This is a genomic window from Roseinatronobacter ekhonensis (assembly GCF_900499075.1).
Classification (GTDB): Bacteria; Pseudomonadota; Alphaproteobacteria; order Rhodobacterales; family Rhodobacteraceae; genus Roseinatronobacter; species Roseinatronobacter ekhonensis.
In genome coordinates this window covers 1-12,399 of sequence record NZ_UIHC01000062.1, presented here as the reverse complement: position 1 = coordinate 12,399, position 12,399 = coordinate 1, and the positions used below count along the sequence as shown (strand labels likewise).

The 12,399-nt window shown below is 62.1% G+C and carries 15 protein-coding genes and 2 pseudogenes; 2 read left to right on the top strand and 15 right to left on the bottom strand.

What is annotated here, in order from left to right; translation table 11 throughout:
* Positions 1–127: 127 nt before the first annotated feature.
* The 15 genes and pseudogenes from ROE7235_RS17080 to ROE7235_RS17015 all read right to left on the bottom strand — a co-directional run.
* Positions 128–1,009: pseudogene (locus ROE7235_RS17080) on the bottom strand (TrbL/VirB6 family protein); the annotation flags it as partial.
* Positions 1,010–1,021: 12 nt separating this feature from the next.
* Complete coding sequence (locus ROE7235_RS17075; RefSeq protein ID WP_121096785.1) at positions 1,022–1,447, bottom strand: hypothetical protein; 426 nt, start codon at positions 1,445–1,447, stop codon at positions 1,022–1,024.
* The gene (locus tag ROE7235_RS17070) at positions 1,444–1,638 is read right to left on the bottom strand and encodes a DUF4177 domain-containing protein (protein ID WP_121096783.1); all 195 of its coding nucleotides are present in this window, start codon (positions 1,636–1,638) and stop codon (positions 1,444–1,446) included. The genes ROE7235_RS17075 and ROE7235_RS17070 overlap by 4 nt, the downstream gene beginning before the upstream one ends.
* Positions 1,625–2,620 carry an ATPase, T2SS/T4P/T4SS family gene (locus ROE7235_RS17065; RefSeq protein ID WP_121096781.1) on the bottom strand — a complete coding sequence of 332 codons (996 nt, stop codon included), beginning with the start codon at positions 2,618–2,620 and terminating at the stop codon, positions 1,625–1,627. The genes ROE7235_RS17070 and ROE7235_RS17065 overlap by 14 nt, the downstream gene beginning before the upstream one ends.
* Positions 2,621–2,624: 4 nt before the next feature.
* On the bottom strand, positions 2,625–4,004 hold the full coding sequence (locus ROE7235_RS17060; RefSeq protein WP_121096779.1) for a TraB/TrbI/VirB10 family type IV secretion system protein: 1,380 nt from the start codon (positions 4,002–4,004) through the stop codon (positions 2,625–2,627).
* A complete protein-coding gene (locus ROE7235_RS17055) occupies positions 4,001–4,696 on the bottom strand; it encodes a TrbG/VirB9 family P-type conjugative transfer protein (protein WP_121096777.1) in 696 nt (231 codons plus the stop codon). The genes ROE7235_RS17060 and ROE7235_RS17055 overlap by 4 nt, the downstream gene beginning before the upstream one ends.
* A 1-nt stretch (position 4,697) precedes the next feature.
* Complete coding sequence (locus tag ROE7235_RS17050) at positions 4,698–5,351, bottom strand: VirB8 family type IV secretion system protein (protein ID WP_121096775.1); 654 nt, start codon at positions 5,349–5,351, stop codon at positions 4,698–4,700.
* Positions 5,352–5,366: 15 nt separating this feature from the next.
* Positions 5,367–6,176: a type IV secretion system protein gene (locus ROE7235_RS17045; protein WP_121096773.1), complete on the bottom strand. Its 810-nt coding sequence runs from the start codon at positions 6,174–6,176 to the stop codon at positions 5,367–5,369.
* On the bottom strand, positions 6,176–7,264 hold the full coding sequence (locus ROE7235_RS17040) for a lytic transglycosylase domain-containing protein (protein ID WP_121096791.1): 1,089 nt from the start codon (positions 7,262–7,264) through the stop codon (positions 6,176–6,178). Before ROE7235_RS17040 ends, ROE7235_RS17045 begins: the two co-directional genes overlap by 1 nt.
* 55 nt (positions 7,265–7,319) lie before the next feature.
* Positions 7,320–7,487: a hypothetical protein gene (locus tag ROE7235_RS20235; protein WP_183073561.1), complete on the bottom strand. Its 168-nt coding sequence runs from the start codon at positions 7,485–7,487 to the stop codon at positions 7,320–7,322.
* Positions 7,484–9,859, bottom strand: a complete 2,376-nt coding sequence (locus ROE7235_RS17035) for a VirB4 family type IV secretion/conjugal transfer ATPase (RefSeq protein WP_121096771.1) — start codon at positions 9,857–9,859, stop codon at positions 7,484–7,486. The genes ROE7235_RS20235 and ROE7235_RS17035 overlap by 4 nt, the downstream gene beginning before the upstream one ends.
* Positions 9,849–10,127, bottom strand: a complete 279-nt coding sequence (locus tag ROE7235_RS17030) for a VirB3 family type IV secretion system protein (protein WP_121096769.1) — start codon at positions 10,125–10,127, stop codon at positions 9,849–9,851. The genes ROE7235_RS17035 and ROE7235_RS17030 overlap by 11 nt, the downstream gene beginning before the upstream one ends.
* Positions 10,120–10,413, bottom strand: a complete 294-nt coding sequence (locus ROE7235_RS17025) for a TrbC/VirB2 family protein (RefSeq protein ID WP_012187323.1) — start codon at positions 10,411–10,413, stop codon at positions 10,120–10,122. The genes ROE7235_RS17030 and ROE7235_RS17025 overlap by 8 nt, the downstream gene beginning before the upstream one ends.
* Positions 10,410–11,030, bottom strand: coding sequence for a lytic transglycosylase domain-containing protein (locus tag ROE7235_RS17020; protein WP_121096767.1), 621 nt, complete (start codon positions 11,028–11,030; stop codon positions 10,410–10,412). The genes ROE7235_RS17025 and ROE7235_RS17020 overlap by 4 nt, the downstream gene beginning before the upstream one ends.
* 43 nt (positions 11,031–11,073) lie before the next feature.
* Entirely contained in the window at positions 11,074–11,442 is a 369-nt protein-coding gene (locus tag ROE7235_RS17015; RefSeq protein ID WP_121096765.1) for a hypothetical protein, read from the bottom strand.
* Between the two features lie 210 nt (positions 11,443–11,652).
* Between ROE7235_RS17015 and ROE7235_RS17010 the strand changes: the two genes are divergently transcribed.
* Both ROE7235_RS17010 and ROE7235_RS17005 read left to right on the top strand, forming a co-directional pair.
* Positions 11,653–11,904, top strand: a complete 252-nt coding sequence (locus ROE7235_RS17010) for a hypothetical protein (RefSeq protein WP_072794323.1) — start codon at positions 11,653–11,655, stop codon at positions 11,902–11,904.
* Positions 11,905–12,028: 124 nt separating this feature from the next.
* Positions 12,029–12,274 (top strand): annotated as a pseudogene (locus tag ROE7235_RS17005) (helix-turn-helix domain-containing protein); the annotation flags it as partial.
* Positions 12,275–12,399: the final 125 nt, after the last annotated feature.

The window sequence follows — 12,399 nt, the reverse complement described above, 5'->3', positions numbered from 1 at the left end:
GCGCTCGACAAACGCACCCCAGACGCGGCATACTTCGAGCAAGCAGAGATACGAAAAGCGGCATGAACATAAATCTGATGCATCTTAGACAAGCCGCAAACCTGTCCTAAAAAGCAGGACCACTTCAGTAGGCTTGCTGGCTGCCCATCGCTGCGCGAGCGAAGCTGTATCCGCCACCAAGGCCGCCGGAGAGGGCAGGCATCATGATGTTGCCGGAGATCGCGCGGACGATGAAGGGTGTTGCGATGATGAAACCCTTGGCCATGAGGACCATCATGAAGAAGGGAATGAGCGCGCCAATGTTGGAGGCCCCTTCGGGGTCGCCAAGCTCGCCGATGAGTGCGGAAGAAACACCGGTGATCGTCGCAAACACGCCGGCCACGACGATGGGGTACAGGGCAAAGGAAACCAGCGCCGACAGCCAGCGCGCGAAATAGTCCTTGGTGACCTCGAAGAGGGTCAGGAAAATCATCACTGGGGCAATCCCTATCAGAAGCGCGATCATCAGTCGGGAGGCCACGAGGATGAAGGCGGCCAGCCCGCCAAGGATCGAGAGCAGAAGAACACCCACGATGTCGAGCATGGCCCCTGCCATCCAGTTCAGCTCGGACCCGGCGGCGTTGAGATAGTCCCCTAGTTCCGCGATCAGCCGGTCAAACTCTTCGGCGAAAGTTCCAGAAGGGCCGGGAGTTCCACCACCAACCGAAGCAACCAGCGCGCCTGCGATGCTGTCGATCCCGGCAAGGATGGCGGAGGAGAGCGCGTTGAACTGCACCCAGTTGGTCGCGAATATCCCGATCAGTCCGATTTTGACCGCGAGCCAGAAGGCCGTGCGGCCATCCATCGCCTTGTACTGGTAGATCATGTTCAGGAAGACGAGGATCACCACGAGCGTAGTGCCCAAAACCATAAGTGTTCCGACCGTTGCCGCAACCGATCCGAACTGGGTTTCTGCGGCGGTGTCGAGATAGCCCTGGGAGGTTTCAACGAAATAGGTGACGACGCTCATCGGGGTTCTGCCTCACCAGTTGCCCGCTGCTTCGCAGATCGCTTTGGCCTCGAGACGGACGTCGTTGGCGCGGCGGTTGTAGCCGTCCGAGACTTGCAGCATCTCCCACCGTTCATCGCTCGTGTGGCGCTCACGAAACATCGCCTCGGCAGCGTCCCAGGACGGGAACCGGATTTCGCAGTCGCAGTTGCCGGTCTCGACGATGGGCTCGAGATTCTGGGCGCGGTAGATATCCTGGACCAACACGCGCTGATAGGCTTGGCGCAGGGGGATGTCTTGCATCCAGATGGGCTCAGTGGGGCGGTCTGGACAGACGTTGAAGCTGCGCTCCAAGGTCGGGACTAGGTCGCGCTCGGCGAAGGCGGGGGCAGCCGTCAGGCCCAGGCCCAGAGCCAGAGCCAGCGCGGTGAGGGCGAGCGGATACTGCGTCACCCTCATGCCGTGGCTCCAACGGTTGTCGTTTCGCGTTTCAGAAACACCGTGTGCCCGACATTGGCGAATTCCGAGGAGCTGATCGACACCACCTCCCAGCCTTCGGCCCCCTTCGCATTCAGGCTGGCCTGCATGTCGGCAAGGCTGGTTTTGCGGGTCATGGGAAAGGACAGGAGGTCGTATTCAAAGGTTTTCATGGGGGGCTCCGATTTGATCTGCGCCGGGGAGGTAGAATTCGGTGATGCCGCGACGGCCAGCATGACGCCCGGCCTGGATGATCACATCGATGGAGTTCTCGATGTACTGGATCATGTCGGTATAGGTCATCGGGATCTCGGTCTTGAGCGCTGCGATCGCGAGGCGCTGCACGGCGAGTTGCGGAGTTTCAGCATGCAGCGTGGTCATGGACCCGCCATGGCCGGTGTTGATCGCCTCGAGAAAGGTCATGGCCTCTTTGCCGCGGACCTCGCCGAGGATGATCCGGTCGGGGCGCATGCGCAGCGTTGCGGTGAGCAGTACATCGGCGGTCTGGAATTCCGCATCGCGATTGGCGATGAGTGTCACGGCATTGGGCTGTGTCGGTAAAAGCTCGGCGGCTTCTTCGATGGTGACGATGCGTTCCTCGGACGGGACATGAGAGAGGATCTTGCGCGCGGCCACAGTCTTGCCGGTTGAGGTGCCGCCCGAGACGATCATGTTGAGCTTGTTCTCGACGCAGAAGGCCAGCGCATCATCGATCACGCCTGCAGCCACCACGGCGCGCAAGGCGCACTTTTTCTCCACGCGCAGGTCTTCGAGCTTGCGCTCCGTGCCGTAGAGAAAATCAAGCGCGATACCCGCGAGCGGCAGGCTTGAGAAGAACCGCAGGCTGATCGACATGGCCGAGAGCACGGCGGGCGGCGTGATGACCTGGGCGCGGATCGGGCGGCCTTTATAGGTGATCGAGACCGAGACGATGGGGCGGTCCTTGCTCATCGTGGTATTTGCCGAGGAGGCGATCTGGTTGCCGAGGTCTTTCACTTCGGTTGCGGTCAGACTCTGGTCTAGTTGACGCATGAAGTGATCGCCCTGGAATTCGCCCCAACAGGTGCCATCGGGATTGATGCAAATCTCGATGACATCGTCGCGGGCGGCGGCCTCGATCTGGTCAAGCGATGTCTCAAGATAGCTCAGTGACATGGGCTTAAAATATCTCCAGATCGCGGTCGACCATGACCGTGACGCGGGCGCCCTGGTCGGCATAGATGACGGGGCCGATGGAGAGGTAATCGCCTATGACGCTGTCCGTGGCATCTGCCAGATCATCGCCAACGTCTTCGAGAACGTCGGCGGCAGTCTCATCCTGGACCTCGGAGGCGGCGGCACTTGGCGCTGCGGAAATCAGCGAGATCAGGGCGGCTGACCCGAAACGCTCGGCAAAGCGTGTGTCCACAAAGCCGGTGACACCGGAGCGGCCCAGCTCATCGCCCCCGAAGGAGCTGATCTGGACGGTCTGGCCCGCGGGCAGGATGATCCGGTCCCAGGCGATGGTCACGCGGCGCTGCGCGATATCAACACCGGCGCGGTAGCGCCCGATGAGGCGGGAGCCTCGGGGGACCAAAAGGCGCGTGCCATCGACGCTGTAGACATCCTCGGATACCACGGCACGGGTCTGGCCGGGGAGCGAGCTGTCGAGGGCGGTTTCCATCACGGCCTGGATCATGGTGCCCTGGATGATGGTATTTGAAGGATTGGCGATCACCTCGGCCTGCGTCACGGTGGAGGGCAGAGCACCGTTGAAAACAAAATCGGTGACCTCGCCGAAGGTGCGTTCGGTCAGAGCCGTTTCATTCGCACCGGAGGCACCGCCAAAGGCGACGGTGGGCGAGGCAATGCGCCGCTCTTGGAAGGCGCGTTCCTCCGCGGCGCGGCGCTCCAGCTCGGCCATGCGCCGGGCTTCTTCCTCGCGGCGCAATCGCTCTTGCTCGCGTGCGTGCAATTCGTCTTCCGAGGGCCCGGCTGGGGCGGGTTGCGGGCGATTGGCTTCGAGTTGGACCAGATCCATATCCATGCGTAATTGCTCAAGGCTGCGATCCCGCGCCGTCAGTTCATCCTGGAAGCGTTGCTGTGCGGCTTCCGAGGCGGCCTGCAGTGCTGCGATCTGAGCGGTCAGCGCGTCGATCGCCTCTGCGGCGGCCGTGTCTTCCTCGACCACGGGTTCAGGGGCGTTGCGCAATTCTTCGATCTGGGCCTGCAGGGCGGTGATCTGCGCCAGAAGCTCGGCATTGGGCTCGACCGGATCGGGTGCGACGAACACCACCTCGGGCTCGGGCGGGGGCAAGGTCTCGATGGCGCCAAAGCCGTCCCCCTCGCTTTGGAAAACATCCGGGGTGGCCGTCGGCAGGGCTTCCTCTTCCTCGGGTTGTGAGAGGAGATAAAGCAGGGCACCACCCGCGCCGATGACAAGGACCACAATCAGCGCGAGAAGGGGCGACCGGCGCTGCGGAGCAGACGGTGCGCGGGCCCCGCCTTTCTCGAGGGCGGCGAGGCGTTTTTCCAGCTCAGGGTTTTCGGTATCGCTCATGAGGCGGCCTCCGCGGGCGGGGTCGCCTCAATACAGACCACCTCTTCGCCCAGTCGCAGGACCCATTGGCGGTTTACGCCGGTGACGCGGATCACGCCGTCTTCAGGGGTTTGCGTGTTGACTGTGCGTTCGCGGCCGCCCGCATAGCGGAAGATCGCGGGCACGGGTGCGTTTCTTGGAAACGCGAAATACGTGAACGTCCCGTCATCCCAGATGCGGGTCGGCGTGAACTCAGTCCGCGCGCTGGCGCCGTAATTGTAGTTCGGGGCTTGTGCCGCGATGGCGCGGGTCGGGCGGGCAGCGGCGTCAGGGTAGCGGAACTGCACCACATAAAAGGTGGGGCTGGGGGTTTCTTCGACGTTGAAATAGTAGCTGCGCCGATTGGTGTAGACGGTCACGTTGGTGTGGACGCCGCGCGCGACGGGTTTGATCGCGAAGGCCTTCCCACCCGGCACGCCGTCGATCTCGAAGCCCTCGGTATCGCCTGCGATGATTGAGCGGATGCTCTCACCCTCACCGAATTCGACCGTCGTCACATGGGTCAGCGAGACGCTGAGGCGGTAGACCTGACCTTCTTGATATGTTGCCAGCCGCACACGACTGTCATTTGGGCCACCGCGCGGGATCGCTTCGGCAAAGGCAAAGCCGGGCAGCAAAACAAGGAGGGCAGCAACAAAGAACTTATGGATCAAATTAATTCTCCAATCTGTCGGAGCGGATGGAATATTCGCGCACGGTGAACCCAAACGGATTGGTCCAGACCTCGTCGATGGAGCGGCGGGTTTCCGGGTGGAACTCGAAGAGAAGGGTGGCGGTGAAGAGGCCGGTCTGGGTGCCGTTGAGTGATGTCAGACGCTTGCGCAGACGCACTGTGGCGCGATTAGTCCCGATGCGATTGATGCTGAGGATTTCCACGTCGAGCCGGGCATTGGGGCCGTAGACCGTCGGTGGATAGTTCGCATTTGCGCTGTTCCAGATCTGGCGCAACCCGCTCTCGGCGGCCCCGTCCGAGCGGCGGAGCACGCCGCGGATGCGCAGATCGTTGTCGAGCTGGTTGTAGACCTCGCGGTCAGTCACATAGCGGAAGACTTCTGCTTCGATGATGGCCTGGTTTGCAGTGACGGATGTGGCTCCAACCGAGGCTTCGGGCAGGGCAAAGCCTGTGGCGGGATCATAGGGGACCACCACGGGCGGCGGGTCGACATCGAGGATCGCGACTGCTGCTGCGCTCAGACAGCCAAGGATGCCGAAGATCAGGCCCGTCAACCCAAGGCGCTGCCAGAGCCGTTCGCGGCGTAGCGCGCCATAGACCAGTTCCTCTTCGATGATTTCTTGTTCACTCGCCACGTGTCACAACCCCTGTCAGTCCGCGCGCAACTCGGGCAGGGTGAAGTCCATGAAGCGCTGCTCTTCGGCGATGGTAGCGGCATCGATCACGCCGCCGGTGCCGTCGCCCACGGTTTGAATCGCCTCGAGCTGCCACATGGCGACCAGGGCGATGGCGAGCTCCGCCGTCACGCGCGTGTTGAGGTCGATGCTTTCCTTCAGCTCATCCATGTCTGCGATGAGACCGACGAGGCGGTCGACCCGTTCAAGCGACTGGCCTGCGTCTTCATAGCTGTTTTGGGCGGCGGCTGAGACGAGCGCGCCGGTGGTTGCCTGCGTTGCCACGCGGTTGGCGCCCGGATTGCCGCTGGTGGCCATTTCGGAGAGCGTGTCCTCGTCAAAGCCGAGATCGGCCAGCACCCGGTCCATCTGGGTTTCAATATCGCCCGCGCCGGACCCCGAAAGGCCAGAGAAATCCCCGGTCTTTATGGCCTCAATCGTGGCAAGGATGTCGCCGAACTCCTGATCAAGCAGACCGTTCAGCTCGTCTTCCATTTCTGTGCGAATGATTTCTGGAAGCTCGGCAAGCCGGGTCAGCGCCGCGTAGGTGCGCTGCAACTCGGCGAGTTGTTCCGTGAGGGTGGCAAGTTGTTCGCGAAGCTGCGTCAGCTGCTCGTTTTGCAGGATCTCGTCTTCGATCATCTGCCGGAGCTGCTGGATGTTTTGCGCGATGTTCTGTGTGTCGACGACGGGCACGCCCTGTGCTGCGGCAGGGGTCATGGGAGCGATATGCAGGCCAAGCCCGAGCGCCATGACTAGGCCCGTGTTCAAGAGGGCAGGTCTCATCAGTCAAACTCCCTGATTGTGAATTCCATGAACGCACCTTCCGCCATGCGGGCGCTTGCCAAGGCCAGCTCTTCGGCGGAGAGCACGCGGGTTCGGGCGGCCTGAAGCCGGATGCGGGCGGCGACGAGGCGCACCAGTTCGGCGCGGGCATAGGTGTTGAGCGCGACGCTCTCCTGCACATCCTGGGTTTCGGAAATCCGCGTGACGATGTCGGAGATGCGCAGAGCGGCGTGACGGATCGCGGCGGGGGAATTGCTGCCATAGAACGCTGCCCCATGACCCGTGAGCGAGAGGTTGGCATTGGCGAGAAGCGCCGGATCGATCGTGCCGAGCGCCTCGATCCCGCCGATACGGCTCAGATAGAGATTGTAGCGCTCTGGGATGACCGACACGTAATGCTGGGTCTCGCGGAAGGGTGGCACGCCGCCATACTCGAACACCCGTCCGGGTCCGGCGTTATAGGCGGCAAGCGCGTTGATGATATTGCCGTCGAAGGTGTTGAGCTGGGCCGCGAGATACCGCGCGCCGCCATGCACCTGCAGATAGGGGCTGTTGTAGTATTCCGGATTGATGCCGAGATCGCTGGCGGTGCCGGGCATGATTTGTGTCAGCCCATAGGCGCCAACCGGGGAACGGGCACCGATGGTGAAACGGCTTTCCTGCCAGATCAACGCTTGCAGCAGCGCGCGCCATTGAACGGGCGAGAGGCCTGCGCGGGTCACACCTGAAAAGCCGCTGGTCTCCTGGGCCACGCGGATGATGAGCTGCTCGATGGTCTCAGACGCGTCCCCGAACATCTGCGCACCGCCGGGATTGGGATCGATCTCGCCCGTGCCATAGACGGCTTCCACGGAACGGTCAGGATCGCCGCTGCCGCTTTCCAGCCCTGAGACCATGGCTGACAAGCCCTGACCGCCAAAGCTTGTCTGGGCCTCAACGATGCGTTGCAGGGTCTCCAGCTGTTCGCGCTCGATCTCGGCGATGAGTTCGCGCAGGGCAAGCTTGTCGGCTTGCAAGGCAAGATCTGCCCCGCGATCGCCGGTCTTGACAATGTCGCGCGCGGTCAGCCCGCTGTCATTGGTGGGCACGCCTTGGGCGGCGGCCAGACCGGGCAGCAGGCAAAGTGTCAGGATATGGGGCAGGCTAAATCGCAATGTCGCCCTCCGGCGTGCCGAGCGGCGTAAAGTTGCAATCGGGCGCGACAGGGGCCGTCGAGGCCAAAAAGGAAAAGCAGTTGGCCTGCGGTTCGCGATACTGCGCACAGGAGGCGAGCAGGCCGAGGGCGGCGAGGGACAAGAAGATACGGATCATGAAAGCCTCCAGAAGTCTGGGCGGTCGCGGTAATCGGCGCCGACGAGCGCCGCGCCTTTTTCCATTCCGCCGAGGATGGTGAGATTTGGCCCCAATGCGCTCAGATCGGCATCGACGACGATCGCGCCCTTATCGTCGCGGATCAGCGCCAATCGGCTGTTGCTGCCGGTGTTGAGAAGAACGTCGAGTTCCTTCTCCGTGAGGTTCAGCATGGCGTAATCCGCAGGCTGCGCGCGGATATTAGGCAGCAGGATCTGCGTCGGCACGGCCTCGACAATGGTCTTGCCGGTGCGAGTGCGCTCGAGCTGGCTTGCGTATTGCGTCATCATCACCGCAACGGTGTTCTGCTTGCGCGCGGTCACCAGCCAGTTCGACAACCGCTCGGCGAAATACGCGTTGTCGAGCGCCTTCCAGGCCTCATCGATCACGATGATGGTCGGGCGGCGATCCTCGATCTCGCGCTCGACCCGGCGGAAGAGATAGGAGAGGACGGCCATCCGTTCCTTTTCGGCCTCGCTGTCGAGAATGCCGGTCAGATCGAAGCCCACCACATCGCCTTTGAGCGAGAACGTGTCCTCAAGGCTCTGCCCGAAGATCCAGCCATAGCGGCCGTCTTCGGTCCACTCGAGCAGGCGCTGGTGCAGATCGCCACCATCATCGGTGGAGACGAACAGCGAGGCGAAATCCCGCCAGTTGCGCAGAGCGGGGTTGGTGGCCTGCGCGTTCTGGCGCACGACTTCCTGGATACGGTTGGTCTGCGCAGGCGTCAGCGGCTTGTCGGCACGATGGAGCAGGGTTGTGAGCCAGTCGGAAAGCCAAGCCGTGCCGCGCGCATCGGTCTCGGTCCAGAGCGGATTGAGCCCCGTGGTCTGGCCAGCTTTCAGGGACGCATAGCGCCCGCCATTGGCGCGGACGGCCATTTCCATCCCGAGGCGGTAGTCGAAGACGAAGATCCGTGCGCCTGCCCGACGAGCCTGGGTCATGAGAAAGGCCGAGAGCACCGATTTGCCGGACCCGGGCCGTCCCATGATCAGGGTATGCCCGCTGGTCGGTTCTTTCTCGGGCGAGCCTTGTTCGTGATAGGAAAACCGGTAGGCGCTTTGCTCCGGGGTGGGCAGATAGGTGATGACCCGGCCCCAGGGCGTTTGCGCAGGCGGTTTACCGAGCTGCGTTCGGTGGAAGGCCGCGAAATCCGCGAAGTTGCGATTGGTGACAGCGCTGGCGCGGACGCGCTTGGGCTGGTTGCCGGGGTGCTGGCTGAGGTAATGCGCCTTGGCCGCGACCCGCTCCCCGATCATCTTCACGCCCTCGGTCGCAGCGGCATTTACGATCTCGGCGCTGAGGGTTTGTAACTCGTCCAGCGTGTCACAGAAGAGGGTCACGACCATATGGTGTTCGCCGAAGCTCTGGCGCTTGGCCTCGAGATCATCGGCGGCGATATCGAGTGCCTCCAGGAGCGAGAGGGCCGCGTCCTGGCTGGCCTGCATCTGGCGCTTTTGCCGCTTGATGCGGCCCGCCATGAGGTTCGAATTGATCGGCGTAAAGGAGTGGGTGACGATCATGTCGACCGGCAGGTTCAGCATGTCGAACATGGTGCAGGAGGTGCCCTCGGCATATTCCCCGATGGTGAAACTCTTGCCGTAGCGATGCCCCACGACGCCTTCCGAGAGCTCGAAATGGTCTCCGTGAAACGTCACGCGGGTATTGGCGACATTGAAGGACAAAAAGCCGTAGGTGTTTGCCGGGTAGAGCGGCAGCTCGGTGCCCGTGTTGAGGGCGCCCAGAAACCCCACCAACTCCCCTGATGCGGCCGAGAGTAGCCGAGGTTTGAGCTCTGCGAGGCCGGACAGAAAGACATTCACGGCCTCGCCAAGGCGCTGTAGGCGTTTGCAGGTCTCCTCCCTCAGCCGGTCCGGCGCGCTGCGGCTGAGGAAAGGCAGGAGACTTTTCGGGGGCGGGCGGTGAATGACAGTGAGCGTCAGCGTCTTGTCGCGGAGCCCGCTGGTTTCGAGCTTGGCGCGCCAGCGCCGGTCGACCTCGCCCGCGAAGCTGTCCTCACGAATTGGGTCCAGATCCGGTTTGATGGCCTTGGAGACCTTGTGGACGTAATAGCTGAATTCCGGCCCAAGCTGCGCGATGATACGGGCAAAAAGTGCTGTCACCTTGTCGAGATAGGCATCGTCCGTCGTGTAGCTGTTGATCCCCTCGAGCCGGATGCACCGGAAGAGCTCGTTCACCCGTGTCCGCGCGGTCTGGTCGTCAACGAGGCTCACATAGGGCAGCATATGTGCGAGGCGGGTCTCGCGCGCATACCACTCTGGCGTCATTGTGCGGGGATCGAGCGCAGCGTTGCGGGCTTCATCACGGGGCATAGCTGTCCCCGCCATGGATGCTGCGGTTTCGCGTGGGTGGCGTCTCCTGCAGTGCGGTCATCATCACGTCAATAAAGCGCGGGTCCCAATCCGCGGCCTTCCACAGCACTGGGTAGAGCAGGGCGGCGACAGCCAGCACAGCGATGTGCTGGACCCAGACGAATAGGAGCACCGCGCCAAAGAGCCAGACCATCGCGTACATGATGGGCAGGCCCAGAAGCTTGGGCGGGCGCACGAGGCCGAGAAAGAGAGGCGAGCGCTCAGCCACCGGCAAAGACCGCGGCAACGATGGTGGGGGCGGCGGCAACACCGGCGATCCCGACGAGAACCCAGAGCGCCTGGCGCAGATCGATGATGTTGAAGAACCAGCTCAAGAAAACGCCGAGGACCGCGAGTGTGGCGATGACCACACCAAGCGGCCCGGTCAGCGCATCGACGATACCCTGCAACAAGCTTTGGATCGGGGAGAGATCGATGCTCTGTGCGAGGGCGGGTTCGGCAATAAGCAGGAATAGCGCCAACGAGGCGACAAAGAGGTTTGAAATCTGTCTCATGAATTTGATCCTTCCAATCGGGCCACGACAGCCATGACGCGGGCCACGTGGTTCTGGGTTTCTCTGTAAGGGGGGATGCCGCCGTATTGACGCACGGCCTCGGGTCCGGCGTTGTAGGCAGCCAGCGCCAGGCGCGGATCGCCGAAGCGCTCCAGCATCATCGCGAGGTAGCGGGCGGAGCCGTCGAGGTTCTGCAGCGGATCGCGCGGGTCGACGCCAAGATCGCGCGCGGTTGCTGGCATCAGTTGGCCCAAACCAATCGCGCCTGCGGTTGAGATCGCATCCTGCCTGTAGGCGCTCTCCACCTCGATATTGGCCCGGTAGAGGGTCAGCCAATTCGTGACGGACAGTTCCGCGCTGCGCAGTCCGGGATGGCTGGCGTAGCGGAGGGCTGTTGCCTCGATTGCCAAGAGAACGTCTGCGCCGGGCAAGGGTGCTGGTCGGGCGAGGGCCGCAAACCTCAGCGCGTCAGGCTCGTTAGCTGTTTCAGTCTCACCAAGAATTGCCAAGCCATCGGACGCCGATCCCTGACCAACGCCATCATTGTAGTTCCGGGCAAAGCCGCTCTGAGACCGCGACGGGGTCAGAGAGCCGTCGCTCTCCATGACCAGGACCATTTGCGCCGAGGCTGGCGCGGCGACCAGCCAGAGACAGATGAGGCTAGCTGCCAGTGCCCTTGTCTGACGGGGCCTTGTCTGATGGCGCGAGTTTGTGCCTACGGCTTGTGCCCGCCTCGAGCGGCAGGTCGACATGCGCAATGCCAAGGCCAATGAAGAAAGACACCACGCCGGAGATCGTCTTGAACTCGCGGATCTTGATGTCGTTGTAGGTCGTCCGCGTGCGGGCTGTGACGAGGAGCTTTTCCACACCTTCGTCGGAGACCACGCGCATGATCCAGACCCCGTAATAGCTGGGGCCTTTCTTGTGTGCCGACTCCTGGCACAGGATCTCTGCGCTATAGCCGCTTTCCACGAGTTCGCGGAACCTGGCTTCCGTAACCACATTTGGTGCTTCGATGTCCCAGTTCATGGCCCGGCTCACGCTTTCTCCAATGGCGCAACCCCGGGCATTCCTACTTGAAGCCCAGAGTTACGATAGTATACTATCAACTGCAAGATGTAATATCGTGCTCTAGCTGTAGTTTGGTTACGCAGACACTAGTCATGGCTGGTGTCCGCGATCAAGGAGATAACAGGTTTGAGAAACCCAAAGTTGACAGGCCTGCGCCCATTGCAAGCTTTGGTCCTTCTGATCTGTGTTCCGGGGCCGGTTTTGGCGGAATCCTGCTTCGCCCCGGCCCGTCCTTTCCTGCCAAGCGATTCGCAGGCGGCGCGGGACTATGCGGACATCATCCGTGGCGATTTCGAAAATTATATCCAAGACATCCAGAGCTATTTCCGTTGCCTCGATAGCGAACGCGCCCGCGCTTTCGAAGAAGCGCGGGAAGTCAGCGAGGACTATGGCCGATTTCTGCAATTGGTAGGGGATTGATGGGCAGCCTCGGGAGCATCAGACTTGCAGCCCATGGAAACCAGACGCCGATAACACCCTCAACTATCGACTTTTTAGATAACAGACTTCATCCGCTAGCGACGTCACAAAAGGTATGTGACGCGTGGCAAAGACAATCAGAAGCACTGGACAGGTGGCACTCTGCCAAGCATTGGTCGACGCTCGCATCAAGGCGGGCCTCGGTCAGGAAGACTTGGCGGTCAGGCTCAAGTGCCATCAATCCCTCGTGGCGCGCATCGAAAGCGGCCAGCGCCGCGTCGACGTCGTCGAGCTGGTCGTGCTCGCCCGCGCCATCGGCTTTGACCCCTTCGAGGTTCTGGCGGTCGTTGAAGCCGCCACGGAGCCCGACTGCGTATTCCGGAGGATCCGGCCACCTATTCCGACAACATCCGGCCACCTGTTCCGGGGTATCCGGCCACCTGTGACGCGTTGCCGTGAGGCAGCGTATTTTGGTTATCAGTCTTGAGGGGTTTC